At 55.2% G+C, this 18,503-nt stretch carries 22 protein-coding genes and 1 pseudogene; all 23 read left to right on the top strand.

Annotation, left to right across the window (positions count from 1 at the left end; genetic code table 11):
- Nucleotides 1-62 precede the first annotated feature (62 nt).
- On the top strand, nt 63-533 hold the full coding sequence (locus FKW19_RS10040; RefSeq protein ID WP_035351165.1) for a hypothetical protein: 471 nt from the start codon (nt 63-65) through the stop codon (nt 531-533).
- A complete protein-coding gene (locus FKW19_RS10035; protein WP_035351162.1) occupies nt 523-720 on the top strand; it encodes a hypothetical protein in 198 nt (65 codons plus the stop codon). The genes FKW19_RS10040 and FKW19_RS10035 overlap by 11 nt, the downstream gene beginning before the upstream one ends.
- Entirely contained in the window at nt 707-892 is a 186-nt protein-coding gene (locus FKW19_RS10030; protein ID WP_035351160.1) for a hypothetical protein, read from the top strand. The genes FKW19_RS10035 and FKW19_RS10030 overlap by 14 nt, the downstream gene beginning before the upstream one ends.
- Entirely contained in the window at nt 870-1,304 is a 435-nt protein-coding gene (locus FKW19_RS10025; protein ID WP_123809125.1) for a hypothetical protein, read from the top strand. Before FKW19_RS10030 ends, FKW19_RS10025 begins: the two co-directional genes overlap by 23 nt.
- Nucleotides 1,301-2,329 (top strand): toprim domain-containing protein, encoded by a 1,029-nt coding sequence (locus tag FKW19_RS10020; protein ID WP_150150568.1) that lies wholly within the window; start codon nt 1,301-1,303, stop codon nt 2,327-2,329. The genes FKW19_RS10025 and FKW19_RS10020 overlap by 4 nt, the downstream gene beginning before the upstream one ends.
- Nucleotides 2,313-4,205, top strand: a complete 1,893-nt coding sequence (locus FKW19_RS10015) for an ATP-binding protein (protein ID WP_238331246.1) — start codon at nt 2,313-2,315, stop codon at nt 4,203-4,205. Before FKW19_RS10020 ends, FKW19_RS10015 begins: the two co-directional genes overlap by 17 nt.
- 232 nt (nt 4,206-4,437) lie before the next feature.
- Entirely contained in the window at nt 4,438-4,896 is a 459-nt protein-coding gene (locus FKW19_RS10010) for a DUF6362 family protein (RefSeq protein ID WP_238331247.1), read from the top strand.
- A 114-nt stretch (nt 4,897-5,010) separates the two neighbouring features.
- Nucleotides 5,011-5,331 carry an HNH endonuclease signature motif containing protein gene (locus tag FKW19_RS10005; RefSeq protein ID WP_089178627.1) on the top strand — a complete coding sequence of 107 codons (321 nt, stop codon included), beginning with the start codon at nt 5,011-5,013 and terminating at the stop codon, nt 5,329-5,331.
- A gap of 198 nt (nt 5,332-5,529) precedes the next feature.
- Nucleotides 5,530-5,991: a phage terminase small subunit P27 family gene (locus FKW19_RS10000; RefSeq protein WP_063353594.1), complete on the top strand. Its 462-nt coding sequence runs from the start codon at nt 5,530-5,532 to the stop codon at nt 5,989-5,991.
- A 2-nt stretch (nt 5,992-5,993) separates the two neighbouring features.
- On the top strand, nt 5,994-7,718 hold the full coding sequence (locus FKW19_RS09995; RefSeq protein ID WP_089178626.1) for a terminase large subunit: 1,725 nt from the start codon (nt 5,994-5,996) through the stop codon (nt 7,716-7,718).
- A gap of 2 nt (nt 7,719-7,720) precedes the next feature.
- Nucleotides 7,721-8,998 carry a phage portal protein gene (locus FKW19_RS09990; RefSeq protein WP_089178625.1) on the top strand — a complete coding sequence of 426 codons (1,278 nt, stop codon included), beginning with the start codon at nt 7,721-7,723 and terminating at the stop codon, nt 8,996-8,998.
- Between the two features lies 1 nt (nt 8,999).
- Complete coding sequence (locus FKW19_RS09985; RefSeq protein ID WP_238331248.1) at nt 9,000-9,959, top strand: S49 family peptidase; 960 nt, start codon at nt 9,000-9,002, stop codon at nt 9,957-9,959.
- The gene (locus FKW19_RS09980) at nt 9,960-11,309 is read left to right on the top strand and encodes a phage major capsid protein (protein WP_089179845.1); all 1,350 of its coding nucleotides are present in this window, start codon (nt 9,960-9,962) and stop codon (nt 11,307-11,309) included.
- A gap of 1 nt (nt 11,310) precedes the next feature.
- The gene (locus tag FKW19_RS09975) at nt 11,311-11,559 is read left to right on the top strand and encodes a hypothetical protein (RefSeq protein ID WP_089178622.1); all 249 of its coding nucleotides are present in this window, start codon (nt 11,311-11,313) and stop codon (nt 11,557-11,559) included.
- A 39-nt stretch (nt 11,560-11,598) separates the two neighbouring features.
- Nucleotides 11,599-12,273 (top strand): phage head-tail connector protein, encoded by a 675-nt coding sequence (locus FKW19_RS09970; protein ID WP_089178621.1) that lies wholly within the window; start codon nt 11,599-11,601, stop codon nt 12,271-12,273.
- Complete coding sequence (locus tag FKW19_RS09965) at nt 12,273-12,596, top strand: hypothetical protein (RefSeq protein ID WP_089178620.1); 324 nt, start codon at nt 12,273-12,275, stop codon at nt 12,594-12,596. Before FKW19_RS09970 ends, FKW19_RS09965 begins: the two co-directional genes overlap by 1 nt.
- The gene (locus tag FKW19_RS09960; protein WP_089178619.1) at nt 12,596-13,036 is read left to right on the top strand and encodes a hypothetical protein; all 441 of its coding nucleotides are present in this window, start codon (nt 12,596-12,598) and stop codon (nt 13,034-13,036) included. The genes FKW19_RS09965 and FKW19_RS09960 overlap by 1 nt, the downstream gene beginning before the upstream one ends.
- Nucleotides 13,033-13,479 carry a hypothetical protein gene (locus FKW19_RS09955; protein WP_089178618.1) on the top strand — a complete coding sequence of 149 codons (447 nt, stop codon included), beginning with the start codon at nt 13,033-13,035 and terminating at the stop codon, nt 13,477-13,479. Before FKW19_RS09960 ends, FKW19_RS09955 begins: the two co-directional genes overlap by 4 nt.
- Nucleotides 13,480-13,521: 42 nt before the next feature.
- Nucleotides 13,522-14,767, top strand: a pseudogene (locus tag FKW19_RS09950) (phage tail tube protein).
- 91 nt (nt 14,768-14,858) lie between these two features.
- On the top strand, nt 14,859-15,293 hold the full coding sequence (locus tag FKW19_RS09945) for a hypothetical protein (RefSeq protein ID WP_089178616.1): 435 nt from the start codon (nt 14,859-14,861) through the stop codon (nt 15,291-15,293).
- 128 nt (nt 15,294-15,421) lie between these two features.
- Nucleotides 15,422-15,691, top strand: coding sequence for a hypothetical protein (locus tag FKW19_RS09940; RefSeq protein ID WP_238331249.1), 270 nt, complete (start codon nt 15,422-15,424; stop codon nt 15,689-15,691).
- A gap of 4 nt (nt 15,692-15,695) precedes the next feature.
- Nucleotides 15,696-16,427 (top strand): hypothetical protein, encoded by a 732-nt coding sequence (locus FKW19_RS09935; RefSeq protein WP_089178615.1) that lies wholly within the window; start codon nt 15,696-15,698, stop codon nt 16,425-16,427.
- The coding region (locus FKW19_RS09930; protein WP_193561786.1) for a phage tail length tape measure family protein at nt 16,420-18,503 on the top strand (2,084 nt) is incomplete at its 3' end. The genes FKW19_RS09935 and FKW19_RS09930, both read left to right, overlap by 8 nt.

The following is an 18,503-nucleotide window of genomic DNA, read 5'->3' as shown; positions in this document are numbered from 1 at the left end:
ATGGACGTAGCTGACAGCGGCATCAATGCCGCTGCCAGCACCTCTGCTGCGGGTCATGCGCCATGCTAACCGCAGCTATCAAAACAGCCACACGCACGGCCATCAAAGCCTGCGGTGGGCTGGATTCAATATCCCGCGCTGTGCGTGTCGGCATCACGCAGCTTTCCGATTACTGCAACCGTGAAAAAGCATCTGTGGTGCCGGTAGATGTTGCTGTTGAGCTGGATAAAGAAGCGCAAGAACCGCTTATTCTTTCCGTTATGGCTCAGGCAGAAGGTTTTGCCCTGGTGCCGGTCAAGTTCGGCAACGGTCTGCTGCCGCACGATATGGGCAAGTTTGCCAAGGCTACCAGCGAAGTTCTGCAAAAGGGCTTTGAAAGTATGGCAGATGGCAATGTGGATGTGCAGGAAGCGCATGAAATCCTCATACATGCGCAACGTGCCCGTACATCATTGCATCATATTGAGGCCACAGCGCACAAGATCATTGCTGAAGGCAAACCATTGCAGGTGAGCATCGCTGATGGCGCGTGAGGCACTCAACTGGCGGGAGCTAGATCCTAAAATCCGGCATTATGCCCGCTGTGGTTTTAGTATCAAACGCCAATCTCATAAACTCAATATATCTGAGCGCGCCATTTATTTGCGCCGCAATGCCCTGGGTATCGGTCGCAAGAAAAAGCATGCAGCGCAGGAGAATTCTTCTTATGTCGCGTCTTAAAAACGCAAAATCCGCACGCCGGTTTTTCCGCCGTCGTCCCCTCAATGTACGAGCATTGCGTGAAAGCGCGCGCGTGCAGCCTGATCTTTCCATGCAGTCGCGTGTGTCCGGTGGTTTCACATGGCGTGCACCACGCAAGGCCATTCGGCATGCGGCGTATTACAATGGCTGAGGTGCTGCTGGACGGATATGATTTCTGCGGTCGGTTGCGTAACGCCATCGCTGCGGAAAAAAGCCTTGCTGCCTTTGCCCGCAAACATGGGCTGAAAGAACAGTCCGTGCGTGATGCAGAAGCTATGCAATCCATCAGTGATGGTGTCTGCAAAGCTCTTGGCTTGGTGAAAGTTTTGCGCTATCCAGCGCGGGACGGCAGTGGTCGGTTTGCATCACTCCGCGAAATCCAAGAAAAACTGAATACTTTTATCCGGCGTTGCGGAACGCAGGAAGCTGCTGCACGCCGGTTTGGTATTAGCAAAGGGCATCTATCCAACATCCAGAATGCCCGGCGTGGGGTTATGCCGGTGCTTAACGTGCTGGGTTACGGCTTTCCCGTGCAGCGCTTTATTGTTCGGAACGCAGCATGAGCGGCAAGCTGAAAGCTGCGGAAGTTTCCGCCATGCTGGCCAGCCAGATGGAGGCTTTGGCGCGTGAGCTGCTGCCCGGTGGCAAAAAAACCGGCGCTGAATGGATGGCCGGATCTGTAGCAGGTGAGCCAGGCACAAAACTGGCTGTGCATCTATACGGTGCAAAAGCCGGTGTGTGGAAAGACTTTTCTCAAGATATCGGTGGCGATCCGCTGGATCTGGTCGCGCATTGCCTGACAAACCGAGATCTGAGTGCGGCATATCGCTGGGCCTGCAACTGGCTGGGCTTGAGCACGGAAACGGTGGAAGTCCGCCGTGCGGAAATCCGTGAAAAATCTGAACAGGCTAAGGCAAAAGAGGAAGAAGACGCTAAAAAGCGTGTTATCCGTGCGCGGGATATCTGGATGAATGCCCAGCCAAATATCTTGAACACACCAGTAGATTTCTATTTACAGGCACGCGGTATCAAGCTGGAAAAGTTTGACCGGCCTCCTGGTGCATTGCGGTTTGCGCCAGAGCATTACTGTGCAGAAATCAATGCCCCATTGCCTGCCATGCTGGCTGCCATCACAGATCTGAACGGGCGGTGCGTTGCCGTGCATCAGACGTGGCTCGGCCAGCATGGTGGTCAATGGGCCAAGGCACAACTGGAAATTCCCAAGAAAGTTCTGGGCAGTTTCCGTGGTGCCTGTATCCGGTTGCGCAAAGGTGCCGCCGGCACAACACTTAAACAGGTTTTACCGGATGAGGTGATTGCGATTGGTGAGGGCATAGAAACGTGCCTTTCCGTTGCCATGGCCCGTCCGGATCTGCGGATACTCGCAGCAATCTCTCTCGCAAATCTCGGAACAATCCGTCTGCCGGATACAGCACGCAATGTGCTCATTCTGGCGGATCGGGATGAAAGCACGGCGGCCAAAAAAGGCCTGCGTAAAGCCATAGACACGCACCTGTCAGCAGGGCGCACGGTAGATGTGGCTTGGCCGCCAAAAGGCAAGGATTTCAACGATGTTATCGGAAGATGAAGAAAGCGGCCTAGACGCCATCCGCTCGGCCATCAATACGGCAGAACGGCAGTTCCAAGTTATTGAGGGTGGCAAAAATGCCGATAATGGTGGACGCCCTCCCAAAACCAAAGAAAAGAAGCCCTGCCCTGTTGTCACCATCGGGCATCTGGACGGGTCTTTTTACTTTCTTGATCGCGTTGGTCAGCTGCGCGTGCTCAAGGCATCGCAAATGACACGCCGGCCAGATCTGGTGGCGTTGTTCGGTGGCAATATCGACTGGCTGAAAGAAACATTTCCGAAAACGGCAAAAGTCAAAGACAAGGATGCAGAAGGCAATGAAACAGCGCGTGAAGTTGTGGTTGACTTTAATATCAATCACACTTGCCAGTTCCTTCAGCGTGAGTGCTTTTCTGCTGGGCTTTTCGGTGATCACATACAGATCCGCCGTCCAGGTATCTGGCCTACGTCAGAAGGTATGCCGGTGGTGCATTGTGGCGACCGTGTTCTGGTGGGTTCAAAGCTGGAATTACCAGGCACGCGCATTGGCAATCAGATCTGGGCTGCTGCACCAGCTGAGCCACGTCCAGCAGAGCCGTGCGAGGCGATTGATGCGCGGGAATTTCAGCGCCAAGTCAGGGAATTGTGGGATTTCCGGCTGGAAGGCAGCGATATCATTGTTATGGGCATGTTGGCCTGCGCGTATTATGGCGCGGCCATTCCGTGGCGTCCTGCCGGATTTCTAACAGGCCCTGCCGGTTGCGGTAAATCTTCCCTGCTACGTGTGCTGCAAAACGCCATTCCGCTCAAATTCGCCACGAATGACGCATCAAAGGCCGGCATTGAACAGATGGTGGATGGTCGCGCCATTCCCATGCTGGTGGATGAAGCATCAGACCGTGTGGATCAACGTGCTGCCCGTGCTCTGCTGGATCTGGTGTTGTCCGCAACGGGTGGCGAAGGCACAAAAGGTGCGCGTGGCGGTTCGGATGGTATCGCCCGCAAGATTGCGGTGGCCGGTTCCATCATCATGGCATCCATCCGGCCACCGGATATGGAAGCGCAGCATCTGGGCCGCTTTACACTGGTGGAAATGCAGGCACCTAAAAACGGTGCAGACCACACGGCAGAACATCGGGAATTTGCTGAATGGGCAAAGGAAATCGGGCCAAAGCTATGGGGTCGCGCATTGGCAGGATGGCAACGCTATAGTGCAGCGCGTGTGATCCTCCGTGCCGCCGTGGGCCGTTCCGGTTGTCAGCCGCGTGAAATGGATCAGATGGGGTCATTGCTGGCCGGTTGGTGGACATTAGCTAACGACACCGTGCCAGCAGAAACGGAAGCAGATCATATTGTAAGGAGTGTTATGGGTTACATCCGCACGGCAGAAACGGCGGAAGCCGCAAGTGGCAGCCAACAGATGATAGATCATCTGCTTTCGCAAAAGGTGCAAATGGATCGCTCAACAGATCGGCGGTCACTTTCATCACTGATAGAGCGCATGCTGGTGCCGGTGAATGAAGAAAAGCCGGATATAGAGGAAAATGCGTTCTCCCGTAAAAACGTTGCATCCGTTCTGGCAAGTTATGGTATCAGGGTTGTCAGACGGAATGAACCTACGCCCCGCAGCGGTCAGGATGTGCCGCGTGGCAGTGAAGGTGATGGCTTGTGGATCTGGCCGCGCAACGCTATGCTGACGGCACTGTTCAAGGACACGCCATTTGCCGGGCAGAAGTTCGTTTATGAGTTTTCGCGAATGGAAAGCTACAGGCCGCCGCCGCGTAACGCGCGCGGGCATCAGATTACCATCACCATGGATGGTAAGAAGAACAAGGGTTGCTTCTGGGTCAGGTGTTGTGAGCTTGGCTTGTCTGATGATGGTGACGATGGGCTGTAAAGGAACCATGGAACCGCAACGGAACCGCGCCGGTTCCCATTAGTTCGTTATATTTCCTAAAGGGAACCAAAACCCCTATAGGGAACCTGTTTTTTCACTCCTATACAGAAGCGCGCTCTCCGTGCCTCAAATCCATTGTGAGAGAAAATAGCAGTTCCCTTAGTTCCTTAGTTCCCTTTCTTTCTAACATATTGATATATATAAATAATAAAAGGAACCAGAAGGGAACCACATGGGAACCGCAGGAACCTCGCTAGAAATGAAAGCCTTCAAGCCCATAAGCGGGCAGGAAATGGCACAGGCCGTGGAAGATCGGTTGTTTGAGGCCGGATACACACTGGCCTGCTTGCCAGCCCACGGCATCCGTCCAGCTGGATGGGGCAAAGGCTGGGGCGAAACGCTGATGGACATGGATGATCTGCTGACACTCACGGCAGAAAGTGAAGTCCGGCCACCCATGCCAACAGCTGCCGCCATTACCCGCATGGATGAGGCGTTCACTTGGGTGCAGGGTATTTCCAATGTCAGTCACCGCCGCGTCGTGCTGCTCTGGATGATGATCCACCCGCTCTCACGCCAACATCGCTATAGCTGGAGGCAGATTGGCAGCTTTTTGGGTGTGAGCGATAAAACAGCAAAAAGCTGGTTTTTCAGGGGGATAGCTGAGATCACGAAAAAAAATTACACCTAACTGCATTTTTTACTTCTCAAACTCCGCAAAATGCAGTTTTTTAGACACCATGATAAGGGGTCGTGCAGCCAACAGGCTACGCGGCCTTTTTTTATGCCCAGATGAAAGCGAAACATGCCTGTCAGATCTCCAGTTTTCCGGCCGCGCTGGCACAAGCCAGAAGCGCAACGCCGGAAGGAGTTCGATAAGCAGCGCGGCACATCGCGCCAGCGCGGTTACGATGCCGCATGGGGAAAGGTTCGCGCCCAGCACTTGGCCCTGCATCCAATCTGCTGCGTGCCTGGATGCAGAACACCGCGTGATAGATTGAACGTCGATCACATCGAAAGCGTGCGGGAAAATCCGTCCAGGCGGCTCGACCCCAGCAACCTGAGAACGCTCTGCCAGTCGCATCATTCGGCCAGAACAAGCCGAGATCATAGCTGGAACCGCTGAAAATCGGCAGAAAACGGCAGAAAACCGCCATTTTTGACGAAAAACACGTCAAAACGGGTGGGGGTGTCAAATCTCTGCCGGCGGCGAGCACCTGAACCGCGCCATGGGCAAATTTTTGCAACCGCGAAATTGAGGAAAAAAGTTACCAGGATGGTTGGATGGAAACCCTCCTACCTATTCGCATGAGGGAAGGTCATCATGAGAGGTAGAAAACCAAAGCCACGCCACCTTCGTGTGATTGAAGGCAATCCGGGAAAGCGGGCTCTCCCAGAAGATGGTGTCCGGCTCCCGTCCGAATATGCGGCGCCACCAGATTTTCTGGATGAGGTGGCACGGGCTGCGTGGGAGCGCCTTGTCCCTCCTTTAGTGGAGCGCGGGCTTTTCACAGTTCTGGATCATGACAGCATCGCGGCCTACTGCGAAGCATTCAGCCGGTGGCGCAAGCATGAACAGTCCTTGAAGGATGCCGGTCAGGAAACCTTCGAGACGCATGGCAGGCAAGGACGCATGATCCGGACACGGCCAGAGCTGGGCATCATTTCTGAACAGATCAGGCTCATGACCAGCATTGGCTCCAATTATGGATTTTCGCCCGTTGCCCGCATGCGCCTGAAGGATGTCGGGCAAGGTGACTTGTTCAACCCATTTGACAACGTGTGAGTATGGCCAGCTACCCCTACATTCGGAAAGCGCAGCGGTACATCAAGGATGTTCTGTCTGGGAAAATTCCGGCTTCATGGCAGGTGGTAGCTGCATGCAGACGGCAACAGCAGGATCTGGCGCGGTCTAAGCAGAAGAAATGGCCGTATCGGTTTGATAAGGAAGAAGCTGAGCGCGTCTGTCGCTTTCTGGAGCTTATGCCGCATATCAAAGGCCCCAAGGCCCGCGATGGCGAACTGATAGAGCTTGAAGGCTGGCAGTGCTTTATTCTGACCACGGTTTTTGGGTGGCTGCATAAGAAAACGGGCTTCCGGCGCTTCCGGCGCTCCTTTATCGGCGTGCCGCGTGGGAATGCCAAAAGCACGCTGTCATCTGGCGTGGCGCTGTTCATGCTCACGGCTGATGGGGAACCTGGGCCAGAGGTCTATTCTGCGGCCACCACGCGTGATCAGGCCAAGATCGTGTTTGGCGATGCCCAGGCCATGACGCGTAAAACGCCGCCACTGGCACGCAAGTATGGGCTGGATGTTCAGCAGCGCGGGATTATCTCGGCCTGCAATGATGGCATTTTTCGCCCACTCTCGCGTGATGCCGATACACAGGACGGCCTGAACATCCATTTTGGGTGTCTGGATGAGGTGCATGCCCATAAAACCCGTGAAGTGTATGACGTGGTGGAAACTGGTGCAGGTAAACGTGACCAGTCCCTGATCTGGGCCATCACCACGGCAGGATCAAACAGATCCGGCATTGGTTATGAGCTCTGGACTTATCTGGAAGCCGTGCTGCGCAAGGTTTTGGCAGATTGGGAAGAGAGCCCCTACCCGCTCAAAGGCGATCAGGCGGAAGATGAGCAATTTTTCGGCATCATCTACACCATAGATGATGGTGATGATTGGACAGATCCTGCCTCGTGGCAGAAGGCCAACCCGAACTGGGGTGTTTCTGTCATGCCTGACTATGTTGCGGGCCTTGCTAACAAGGCCATGCAGCTTGCCAGTGCGCAGAATAACTTCAAAACCAAGCATCTGGATGTCTGGGTGAATGCGGATCAGGCATGGATGGACATGCAGGCATGGAAAAAATGCGCTGATTATGGGCTGTCTATTGATGATTTTGCCGGTGATGATTGCATTGAGGCACTGGATCTGGCCAGCAAGATCGACCTTGCAAGCAAAATCCGGCTGCTTCAGCGCCAGATAGATGGTGTGACGCACTATTACGCCTTTGCCACCTTCTACCTGCCTCAGCGGGCTGTAGATGAGGCAGCAAACGCGCAATATCAGGGCTGGGCGATTGACGGGTATCTCCAGACCACGCCGGGTGACGTGACAGACTTTGAAACAGTCGAAGCCGGCCTTCTGGAAGATAAAAACAGCTTCAGCGTCACGGATGTTGCCTATGACCCATGGCAGGCTACCCAGTTGGCGCAGCGCATGTCTGAAAAAGATGTGCCCATGCGCGAATATCGCCAGACCGTGCAGAACTTTTCCGAAGCCATGAAAGAATTGGAGGCCCTGGTGTTGTCCGGAAGGCTGCACCATGACGGCAACCCGGTTCTGGAATGGTGCATCTCCAACGTGGTCTGCCACACGGATGCAAAGGACAACATCTACCCGCGCAAAGAGCGAGTGGAAAACAAGATTGACGGTGCCGTGTCTCTGATCATGGCGCTGGGCGTGGCTCTGCATGGAGCTGAACAAGGTTTCGTTTACGAAGGAATGTAATAATGGGGCTTCTGGATTTCCTGCGTGGATCTGGGCCGCCGGTCTCCGCACGCCGGGAGCCTCGCCTTCATGCTGAAGCTGGTGTCAGCTCGCCTGCTGATAATTTTCAGGCAGGCGGCCCATGGGTTTCGTTTCCAATGGGTGGGCCTTCCCGCTCTGGCGTGCTGGTCAATGAGCGCACCACGCTTTCTCTGCCTGCCGTCATGCAGGCTCTGCGCATCCTGTCTGGCGTGTTTGCCATGGTGCCTATGCACTATTGCCGGCACGATGGCACTGGCACGCACCGGCTGACGGATGATCCGCTCTATCAGCTGATGAACGGGCGACCAAATGACGCGCAAAGCCGCTTCGCTTTTCGGGAAATCCTGATGAGTGATCTGCTGATGGCCGGGAATTTTTACGCGTATGTCTCGCGGGATGCCTTTATGCAGCCTGTGGCGCTTACGCGGCTTGATCCGTTTGGTACATTGCCGTTGCAGTCATTCGAACGGGCAACCGGGCAAAGCATGTTTTATGATACCACCCTGCCCGATGGCTCGTCCGGGCGCTTTGCAGCGCGTGATATCTGGCACGTTAGCGGCATGAGCCGGAACGGCCTGCAAGGTCTTAGCCCTATCGCCTACATGAAAGAGGCATTTGGCGAGAGCATCGCTACAGCCACCTATGTGCAGAATTACTGGCGCAATAACGGCCAGCCGCCAGTCATCATGACATCGGATAAGCCAATTGAGCCTGGAGCACGTCAAGCCATCAAGGAAGATTGGCAATCACTCTATTCAGGCCCCATGAATGCAGGCGTGCCAGCGGTTCTGGGAAATGGTCTGAAGGCCGCCTACATGCCCATGAACAACAAGGATGGGCAGTTGGTGGAAACACGCACTGCCCAAGTGCTGGATATTGCGCGTGCATGGGGTGTTCCGCCGCATCTGATTTTCGAACTGTCCAAGGCTACGTTCGGGAATATTGAGCAACAGTCTCTGGAATTCGTGATCTATCACCTTGGCCCGCATTTCGCACGCGTAGCAGATAGCGCCATGCATGCCTTTGCGGGTGCAGGCTGCATTTTCAAGCATGATCCATCTGACCTGCTGAAAGGCGGCTTTCTGGATCGTGCTCAGGGTGTTTCCGCTCTCCGTAATGCGGGCGTGATGAACACGGATGAAGCCCGTAACAATTTCGATCTGAACCCCGTGGGCGGTGATGTCGGATCTGAGCTGTGGCGGCCAATCAATATCGGTGTGGCAGGCGAAACCCCAGCCGGAACAGAATCAGGAAACTGACATGACACGATATTATGCGCTGGAAGCGATCAGGGCACAGCCCTGGGCGATCCTTCCCGCACATCTAGGCGCTATTGAGGCCATTGCTGCCCGTGCGCTGGAAGCTCCCGTGCTGGACGTTCTACGGGCTGATGGGCACTCAGAACGCTATCAGACCATGCTTTCAGCCGTGGCTGATACCGGCAAGCGCATGAACGGCACAAACAACGTCACGCTCAACAAGCAGGGCGTTGCCACCATCCCTGTCATGGGGCCGATTTTCCCGCGCGCCAATCTGCTGACTGAGTTTTCAGGCGCTACAGACCTCAACAGCCTGTCGGCAGATCTTCAGGCAGCGCTGTCCAGTGCAGACGTCAAGCAGATCCTCATGGTGTTTGACAGCCCCGGCGGCGTCACCATGGGTGTGAGTGACATGGCCAGCCAGATTGCAGCTTCCAGCAAGCCTGTCACGGCCTTTGTGCCGGGTATGGCTGCATCTGCCGCCTATTGGCTGGCAAGCCAGTGCTCCACCATCCTGATGGACAATACAGCCTTGGTCGGCTCCATCGGTGTGGTCATGTCTGGTGCAAAACAGGTGGAACCGGACGCAAACGGCATGATGGAGGTGGATATTGTCAGTTCCAATGCCCCAAACAAGCGTCTGGACGTCACATCCGATGATGATCAGGCGCAGATCCGCACCGTGCTGGATGATCTGGAGGCCGTATTTCTCCAGGCTGTCGCACAGGGCCGCCACACATCGGTGGACAACGTAAAACAGAATTTCGGCCAAGGCGGCATGAAGGTGGCAAACAGCGCCATTTCAGCCGGAATGGCCGATGGTATCAGCACGCTTTCGGCCACCTTGGCCAAGCTTGGTGCCGCAAACCCTCCAAAAACGCCGGTAAAATCCGCTCCACGTCGCGCCGCTGCAATGGCTGATCTGGAAGCACGCCGGAAACTCGCAGAAGGACACGCGTAAATGGCCGTTCGTGACCGCATCACAGCACTCCGCAGCCATCAGGCCGAAGTGCATGCCGAAATGGACAATATTCTGGCTGCATCAGAAAGCAATGAAGCTGGCGATCTGACAGAAGAGCAAACCGCAGCATATGACCAGTTGCGGGCAGAAGATGATCGCCTGACAGCCAGTATTGAGCGAGAAACTGACATGGAGCGCCGCCGTGCAGCAGCTGCGCGTCCGATGGCGCCTCTGCCTGCAGGAAATCCCGGTAGCCGTTCTACGGTTCCGGCTCAGGCTGAGCAAAAGCTTGCCCCTGGCATCAAGTTTTCCCGTCTGGTGCAGGCTGTTGCTGCTACCCGTGGTGAAGGCGGCATGCGTGCTGTTCTGGATTTTTCAGAAAAAACGTGGGGCTCCACTTTCGCTGCCGCTGCGGCTGACAACATGGAACAGTCCGTGGATGTGCAGGGTGGCTTCCTGGTCAATACCGATTATTCCACAGATCTGATTGAGGCCCTGCGTCCTGCTGTGGCTGTTCGGAAAATGGGTGCGGTTTCCGTGCCGATGCCAAATGGCAATATGACTTTCCGTAAGCAAACCGGCACATCCAATGCCCAATGGCTGGGTGAACGCGCGCCCGTGCCAACATCAGCACCTCAGGTGGATGTGGTGGCAATGAAGGCCAAGAAACTGGGGGCGTTGGTGCCGATCACCAATGATCTGCTGCGTTACAATTCGATCCAGACAGACAATCTGGTGAATAATGACGTCACGCGTTCTGTGGCTATTGCGGAAGATCAGCAGTTCATTCGTGGGGCAGCTTCCGATTTTGCGCCTGCTGGTCTGCGTTACCTGGCTAATGCGGCCAATGTCATTGCGGCAAATGCTACGGTCAACGTGCAGAATGTGCGCAATGATCTTGGGAAACTCCGTCTGGCACTCACCAAGAATAACGTGCCTATGCAGTCTCCGGGTTACATCATCAACCCGACTCTGGTGGAATTCCTAAGTCAGCTTCAAACCGCCACAGGCGCTCTGGCATTCCCTGAAATTGCAGATGGTCGGATTGGCGCTTTCCCCTATGCCAGCACCACTTCTGTGCCTGATAACCTTGGCACTGCCGGCAATGAATCTGAGTTGTATTTTGCGGACTTTGCCCAGATCCTGATCGGTGATGCTTTCCAGACCACGTTGGCCGTCAGCACGCAGGCTATGTATGTGGACGCAGGGGGCACATCGCGCTCCGCATTCCAGAATGATGAAACGCTGGTGCGTGTGATTGAGGCTGTGGATCTGAACACGCGTTACGATAGCGCCATTGCGGTGCTGACGGGGGCTGCATGGTTCCCTGGTGCAGTCGCGGGGCAGTAAAATGAAAATTGTGACCTTTACAGACCGTTGTGGCGGCATTGGTGCCGTTTACAACAAGGGTGATGTAGGCATGTTTCCGGATAACGTGGCTGATGCCATCGTGGCAGCCAAAAAAGGCACTGCAAAGCCGGTGCCTGAACCGGAACCCGCTGAACCGGAAGAAACGGGCCAAAAAGAGCCGGAAACACCTCAAAATGAGGAAAAACCAGCTGAAAATGAGCCAGAAACGCCAGAAAATGGCAAATCCTAACGGTCTCCATATGGAGGCCGTTTTTGTTTGGGGTGCAGTATGACAGTTGCAGTCATTACACCTGCCGAAAAAACAGATCTGGTAACGCTGGAGAGTGTGAAAACATATCTCCAGATCTCGGATGATAGCCAAGATGCTCGGCTTGGGCAGCTTATCACTGCTGCATCTGGCAGCTTTACCGATTATCTGGGGCGTCCGTTGGCGCTCCAGACCTATCGGGAACGCTGGACGCTGCGTGGACGCATTCCGGGCGTCAATCTGTCCAATGGGCCAGTTGCCACCATTCTATCTGCATCTGTGGATGGGGTGGCATGGTCTGGCCCGCTGGATGAATGCGATGTTGACCGCAAGAATGCACGCATCATGGCATCTGCATTCCTGCCGCCACGGCAAATGGTTTTCCATAGGTCTGTTGTGGTAGATATCATCTACATAGCGGGCTTTCTGTTGCCTGGTATGGATGTTCCTACACCAGAAAACCCACTTCTGGCCTTGCAGGTGCAAACCCTTCCCGCTTCCGTGGCTTCTGGCTGCCTGAGCACCATTCAGATGTTGAGTTGCGCCGCTGGGCGTGACCCGCTTCTGAAATCAGAAAGCACGCAAGGGGTGGGCTCGGCATCCTATGGCACGCTAGATCCTACCGTTGGTGGACTGACGCCAGATGCCGTTGGTACATTAGATCGGCTTGGCATTGCTGCGGATTGGATGGCCTGATGGGCCAGATTACCGAAACCCGCAAGCGGCTGCTTGCCAGAAGTGGCCGCCAGATGGTGCTCACGGCACGAGATGGCAGCAATCCGGTCACATTGCGTGCATATGCACCGCCGCCGCAATCCTCACAGCTGGCGGACGGCATGCCCAAAGCGCCGTTCATTGCTCAAACGTTAGCGGATGAGCTGAGCGCCGCCAATGTCACGCCAAAGGCGCAATGGCACCTCAAGGATGGCCCCAAGACCTACAGCCTGACAGATGCCACGCCCGTTTATGACGGGGCCACCATCTGCGGCTGGACGCTGATTGCAGCAGGAGGCGACTAATGCCCTCAGAAACAGTGTGGAACGATGCCTATGCCCGTGCCAGCGCCGTGGCAGAGGCGTTGGGCCATCTGATCGGTGATCCCCTGACATGGGATTTTTCCAGCGATGGCAAAGCATTTGTGGCGCTGGATATGTCCTCGTCCAGCATAGATAGCCTGGAACTGGGTGATCAACAGGCGCAGGAAAGCGGCCAGATCTGCATCATGCTCTGGATACCACAGGGCCGGATGAACACGCCCGCAGTGCTGTCCATCATGAATGCGTTTGAAGCGGCTTTCCGCACCAACCCGGTAGATCCGGATAAATGCTGGCCAAACGGCCTATTTTACGATGGCCAGACTTACACGCCTCCTTCCTTTCTTGCTCAGACAGGTAATTGGTATGTTGCCACGTTGATGGTGGATTACCGCTGGCAGAATATTACGGAACAAAAACCATGAAATTCTTTCCGCTTATCGAAACAGCAGCTAATTCTGGCCAGTTTCAGCTTTCTGGGGCTGCTGTAGAGGCAGACAACACCACTGCCGCCCTGGCATTGATTGAGCCCACCGTTGGCGCAGGCCTGCGCTATGGCGCATGGCTGTATCATGAGGTGCGCGGCCTGCCGGATTTTGCACCCGTAACGGATGCTGAAAAAGGCAAATCCTATGCTGTTCTGGCGCAAATTGGCGGCACAGATCAGCCCTGGACGCCAGATGGGCAGCAGCTTGTCTCTGCGCTGTGCGATGCCTCTAACCTGTGCCTGTCTATGGCGCAGTATATGGGTTTTCGCCTCGGCCTGATGCCCGTGGATGAAAAACCTGTAGCCGCACCGGCCACATCTGGCACTGAAACAACGCCAACATCTGGCGGAACAGACAGCACGGAAAAACCTGCCAGCTAACGCTGTTCCCTTCTCCATTCTTTCAACACAGGCCGCCTTCGGGTGGCCTTTTTTATTGAGGTGAACAATGGCTTTTACTGGAGCCACAGCAGGCTTGGCAGCCGGTGCACAAACCAATGATACGCGTTTGGATGTCGCGCTAGAAGCTACATATGCCACACCCCCAACGGGCAACTATCAGGCCCTGCGCATCACGGGGGAAACCCTATCACGCTCACAGACCACAGCGCGGCCGGAAGAAATCAATTCTGTCAAAGAAGTCTCGCAATCTGTGGTCACGCAGGTGCAGGCGTCTGGCACAATCTCTGGTGCTCTGTCATCCGGTACGTTTGATGCACTTTTGGCGGGTGTCATGGGTGCTGATATCATCCCCATGACCACCCAGACATCTGGCACAACGTTTTTCACCATCACGGGTTCAACATTGACAATCAGTGGTACAGGCACGTCTGCATGGATGACAACATTCGTGGCCAATGCGGGCACGATTGTTGTCAATTCTCCCAGCAATAATCTGAACAACGCCATTTTTGCGTTCAGTGGCAAAAATAACACTGCAGGCACATTTAGCCTGATTGCAGGCCCATCCGTTACGGGCACAGTCAAATCCACTAACGGTGATACGATTTCCGTGGGGGGCTGCCTAAACGGCAATCTGGATAAAACATTCACAGTCCGCAAAAAACTTCTTGGCCAGTTCCTGATGTATCCGGGCAGTCTGGTTTCCCAGGCACAGTTCCAGTTCCAGCAGGCGCAGTTTGATACGGTCAGTATTGATATCATCAGTGCAGATGAAGTGTTGTCTGCCGTAGATGTTTCAACGGCTGTTCTGCCCGCGCCATCTGGAAAGGTTCATAACTCTGTCAACAACTTTCTAGGTGTCACCATTAACGGCAATAAACCCACCGGGTGCGTCACGCAGTTTACCTGCACGCTGGCGCGTAATGGTGCGGCGAACGATTATGGTATGGGCCATACTGGGGCCTGCGGCGTGCGTACAGGTCAGTTTATGGCTAGCGGCAGCATTGAATTCTTTTTCCGCAGTTGGGATGAATACAATGATGCGCTGAATGGTACGCAGGGTGAAATTATTATCCAGACTGTTGATGATAGCGGCAATGGATATGCGTTCGTTTTCCTAAATGCAGCCTTGCGGAATGCCAAAGTCAACAGTTCGCAAACCAATCAGACCGTGAAAGTATCGTTTGATATTGAGGGCAACCCCACAGCATCAGGCGGCACGTTCGCCATTGTGCCTCTGAGTGGTGTTGCCGTCACAGGTTCCTGATCTCGCCTTACCTGAAAAACAGTTTCACAAAGGATCGTCATAATATGACGGCCCTTTTTGTTCGTACCCATAACTCACAGGGTTTTACACAATGGCTAAACTTTCCTCTTTTACCCGCAACGCAACTGCAATTGCAGAAGGCACGCCCGTTACAGTGGGCGTGACAGATCAGTTCGTTATCGTCACGCGGGGCATGACCGCAGATTATGCCGATCGCCTGTGGGCGCTGCGCCGTGCGGCTGTTATCCGGTATAATACCGGCCTGTCTGTAACAGATGTGCCGGTAACTGAAAGTACGCTGCCGCCATCTATGGATGATGTGTGCCAGGCGCAGGCTCTGAGCGAAAAGTGCCTGATTGACGTGCAGGGTCTGGAAAATGACGATGGCAGCCCCATTGATATCGCCACTTTTAATGAAATGATCACACACCGCGAAAACCGGGCGCTGCTTGGTCTGGCATTGCAGGCGGCAGCATCTGTTGGGCGCGCCACCAAGGAACAGCTCAAGGTCGCTGAGGGAAACTAACAGCCGCCCTGCGCTGGCACCTGATAGATGGCCCGGTAGTGGCGGCCTGTGCTGTTCAGCCACCGCCACTGCGTGCGCTAGACGCATATGACGCGTGGCTGCGGAAAGTCGATCCGGAGCCCGCAAACATGCTGCCCTGGCGGTGCTGGCATGGCGTGGCCGGAACGCGCCGGTATCGGGCGGAAATTTACGGCGCTGGCATGGGGGCAACGCGTGGCGTGTCCTATCCGCAGCCATTAGCTGATGCCGAAATCCTGCGCTGGTGCCACATGCGGCGGCTGAATGAGGCGGAAACAGATTTCACCTTCCAGCTCGTGAAATCACTGGATCAGACATTCCTCCAGATCCGTAACCAGCAGATCCAGCAGGATCTGGCACACACTTTTAGGAAAAGATAGCATCATGGCACGGGCACGTATGGCGGAGACTATTCGGGAGCAGATCAATCTGGCCACCCGCAATGTTCTGGCATCGCAAAGCCTGCATGATCTGGTTGCGCGGGAATGCCGTGATCTGCGTGATGCCCAGATATCCTCTGGCGCTGCCTCTACCGTATTCAGCACATTTGTTGATGGCCGTAGAAACGATGCGGAGGAGCATGTGCGGCTGGATAACGGCATTGTCAGCTATGTGTTTTCCTATCTGGCGCAGGGTGTGGCCTTTGCGTTGGCTGAGTGCCAGAAACGCTCTCCTGTCCACACAGGCGCATTCCGCAAGGGGTGGGCCGTGCGTGTGAACGGGAAATGGTGGGCGCGCCCTGCCGCTGCCATTCAGCCGGGCAGCATTGTAGAAATCGTCAATACCATGCCCTACGCCCGCAAGATTGATACGGGTGGGCAGGAAACCAGCGTTCCACCAGGGATTGTAGAGGCCGTGCGGCAGGCAACGCGCCGCCAGTTCCCCACGCTCACGATTGCCCGAAAATTCATTAACCTCACGGGCGGTCAGGATGCACGCGGCGGCCCTCTGCCCTACGTGCTGAAAGCGCAGGGCATTGAAAGCGGCCTTACCTGGTCAAAATCCGATGGGTTTGAGCGCCTCAGAAAGCCCCGCCGTAGCAACCGCAAAGATCGCGCCGCCGGTCAGGTCATGACGTATCCAGCTCTTGTGCTGACGGAGTCCGAAAATGGTTAAAGCCACTACAGTTATCAATGAGGTCATCAACCGCGTGCTGTTAGATGATCAGACTGCGGAGCCTGTCAACGCCATTGGTACGCGCATGGAAGGGCTTCAGGATAAAATTGAGGACGTGGCGGCCAGCGGTGAAAATCTGGGCACCGCATTGGTCAAAGGCATGGAGGATGCCGAAACAGCTACTGAACGTGCGGTGGAGGTTGCCACGGCAGGTACCGGAAAGTTGCAGAGTGCATTGGGGCATCTGGAGGACAACATCTCCCAGATCAGCCATGACGTTCAGCTTGGTGCCAAAAATTCAGAAAGCGCCTTGTCTGATATTCAAGATGCCGCACAGGAAACATCCGTTTCAGCAGATGGCATCAGCTCCGCCTTTCGTGACAACCTGAAGGAAGCAGCGGCTGCCTCTGGCAGTCTGGCTGATGCGCTATCGCAGGATGCCACAAAGGCGGATGTGTCGTGGCAGGCGGCGGCTGGGCGTGCTGGAGATAGCATTTCCAAAGTGCAGCGGCAGATCCGCTTGCTGCAAAATGAGTATGACCGTCTGGATGCGCGTGGCCGTGCCGCTGTTGCCAGTGGCAGCACCAGCCCAGAGGATGTGACACGCGTTCTGGAAGCTAACAAGAAAGCGCAGGATGATGCCGCCATCAGCCTAGCCAAACTGCGGCTAGAACAGGCTGCCACCGTTACAGATTTTGACCAGATGGCGGAAAGCGGGGCAACTGCATCTGCTGTTATTGACAGAATGTCCGCCGCAGATCTGGCGCAAACAATGGCTCTGCGTGAATTGCGGGCTGAGTTTGAAAAAGGCCAGATCACGCTGGATGTTTATAAAACTGGCTTGCAGGAAATCACCATAGAATACGCCAAGCTGAGCGGTGCATCCGCAACAGCTCTGGCGACCATTGCGCAGAATCATCAGGATAGCATCAACAGCAGTCTGGGCATTACCCTGCCGAACGTTGATCACGCATCCAGACTGGAGGATGTTGCCCAGGCATTTCAAGAGGCTGACAACCTGCGTGCCAAACTGGTGCCATTGGCAGCGGCAGAACGTGATTACGCCAGCGCCATTGCGGTAGCTAGTGATGCGCGGAAGCGCGGCGCGATTGATCTGGGCGAATATCTGGCCGCCATGGATCGCGCCACCGCATCCTATCAAAAACAGAAAGATGCCATTGCCGCCAGCGTGCAGACGCAACAGGAAGCATTGCGCTTGCAGCGTGAATCCGTAGCAGCCGGTGCGCAGCAAAAAATCAACACATGGGCCGGTGTCACCACGCCGGAATACGGGCAGGCCGATAGTCGGCAGGAGGATTTTGAGGCCGCAGCGCAGGACGCAGCAAAGCTGCGGGCCGAGCTTGTGCCATTGGCTGCGGCAGAACTGGATTACACAAAAGCGCAGCAGAAAGCATCCGCCGCACTGGCCGCCCGTATTATTGAGCAGGGTGAATACGATGCCTATATGAGCAGAGCCACGGATAGCCTGAACCGCCAGAAATCTGCTCTGGGCGGTAACGCAGCAGCGGTAAAATTAACCTCGTTCGAAATGGGTATTCTGGCTGACGAAACCCATAAGTTTTTCGATCAGGTTCTGGCTGGGGGCAGCCCGTTACAGGCTGCGTTTTACCAGGTGCCAAATATGGTGCAGGTGATGGGCGGCTTGGATGGTGCACTGACACGCGTGGTCAGTGGTTTATCCGGCCCTGCCGGTCTCGCCATTGCAGCAGGTGCCGCTGGTGCCGCCATTTTTGGCTTGGGCAAGTATGCGGAAAGCGAACAGGAAAGCCTTGCTCAGCTTTCCACCCATCTGCGTGCCACGCGGGCTGATTATGATGATATGTCCAAATCTGCTGAAAATGCTGCCCGTGCGCTACATGACCAGTATGACGATATCTCGCTCTCAGACAGCCGCACCACAGTGCAGACCATTGCGGCTGTGCCTACGGTGGATGCCAGCCAGATCCAGCGTCTGACAGCAGACAGCCGAGATCTGGCTGCTGTCATGAACACCACGGTACCAGATGCTGCCAAGACGCTGGCAGCAGCACTGGAAGATCCGGCCAAGGAAGCACA

This window comes from Acetobacter sp. DmW_125128 (assembly GCF_008704325.1).
Lineage (GTDB): Bacteria > Pseudomonadota > Alphaproteobacteria > Acetobacterales > Acetobacteraceae > Acetobacter > Acetobacter oryzifermentans.
The sequence above is the reverse complement of the archived record's forward strand: the minus strand, read 5'-3'. Positions and strand labels throughout refer to the sequence as shown.

Coding starts and splice junctions, on each gene's coding strand:
- FKW19_RS10040 (WP_035351165.1), top strand. CDS start 63: ATGCTAACCGCAGCTATCAAAACAGCCACACGCACGGCCATCAAAGCC.
- FKW19_RS10035 (WP_035351162.1), top strand. CDS start 523: ATGGCGCGTGAGGCACTCAACTGGCGGGAGCTAGATCCTAAAATCCGG.
- FKW19_RS10030 (WP_035351160.1), top strand. CDS start 707: ATGTCGCGTCTTAAAAACGCAAAATCCGCACGCCGGTTTTTCCGCCGT.
- FKW19_RS10025 (WP_123809125.1), top strand. CDS start 870: ATGCGGCGTATTACAATGGCTGAGGTGCTGCTGGACGGATATGATTTC.
- FKW19_RS10020 (WP_150150568.1), top strand. CDS start 1,301: ATGAGCGGCAAGCTGAAAGCTGCGGAAGTTTCCGCCATGCTGGCCAGC.
- FKW19_RS10015 (WP_238331246.1), top strand. CDS start 2,313: ATGTTATCGGAAGATGAAGAAAGCGGCCTAGACGCCATCCGCTCGGCC.
- FKW19_RS10010 (WP_238331247.1), top strand. CDS start 4,438: ATGGGAACCGCAGGAACCTCGCTAGAAATGAAAGCCTTCAAGCCCATA.
- FKW19_RS10005 (WP_089178627.1), top strand. CDS start 5,011: ATGCCTGTCAGATCTCCAGTTTTCCGGCCGCGCTGGCACAAGCCAGAA.
- FKW19_RS10000 (WP_063353594.1), top strand. CDS start 5,530: ATGAGAGGTAGAAAACCAAAGCCACGCCACCTTCGTGTGATTGAAGGC.
- FKW19_RS09995 (WP_089178626.1), top strand. CDS start 5,994: ATGGCCAGCTACCCCTACATTCGGAAAGCGCAGCGGTACATCAAGGAT.
- FKW19_RS09990 (WP_089178625.1), top strand. CDS start 7,721: ATGGGGCTTCTGGATTTCCTGCGTGGATCTGGGCCGCCGGTCTCCGCA.
- FKW19_RS09985 (WP_238331248.1), top strand. CDS start 9,000: ATGACACGATATTATGCGCTGGAAGCGATCAGGGCACAGCCCTGGGCG.
- FKW19_RS09980 (WP_089179845.1), top strand. CDS start 9,960: ATGGCCGTTCGTGACCGCATCACAGCACTCCGCAGCCATCAGGCCGAA.
- FKW19_RS09975 (WP_089178622.1), top strand. CDS start 11,311: ATGAAAATTGTGACCTTTACAGACCGTTGTGGCGGCATTGGTGCCGTT.
- FKW19_RS09970 (WP_089178621.1), top strand. CDS start 11,599: ATGACAGTTGCAGTCATTACACCTGCCGAAAAAACAGATCTGGTAACG.
- FKW19_RS09965 (WP_089178620.1), top strand. CDS start 12,273: ATGGGCCAGATTACCGAAACCCGCAAGCGGCTGCTTGCCAGAAGTGGC.
- FKW19_RS09960 (WP_089178619.1), top strand. CDS start 12,596: ATGCCCTCAGAAACAGTGTGGAACGATGCCTATGCCCGTGCCAGCGCC.
- FKW19_RS09955 (WP_089178618.1), top strand. CDS start 13,033: ATGAAATTCTTTCCGCTTATCGAAACAGCAGCTAATTCTGGCCAGTTT.
- FKW19_RS09945 (WP_089178616.1), top strand. CDS start 14,859: ATGGCTAAACTTTCCTCTTTTACCCGCAACGCAACTGCAATTGCAGAA.
- FKW19_RS09940 (WP_238331249.1), top strand. CDS start 15,422: ATGCTGCCCTGGCGGTGCTGGCATGGCGTGGCCGGAACGCGCCGGTAT.
- FKW19_RS09935 (WP_089178615.1), top strand. CDS start 15,696: ATGGCACGGGCACGTATGGCGGAGACTATTCGGGAGCAGATCAATCTG.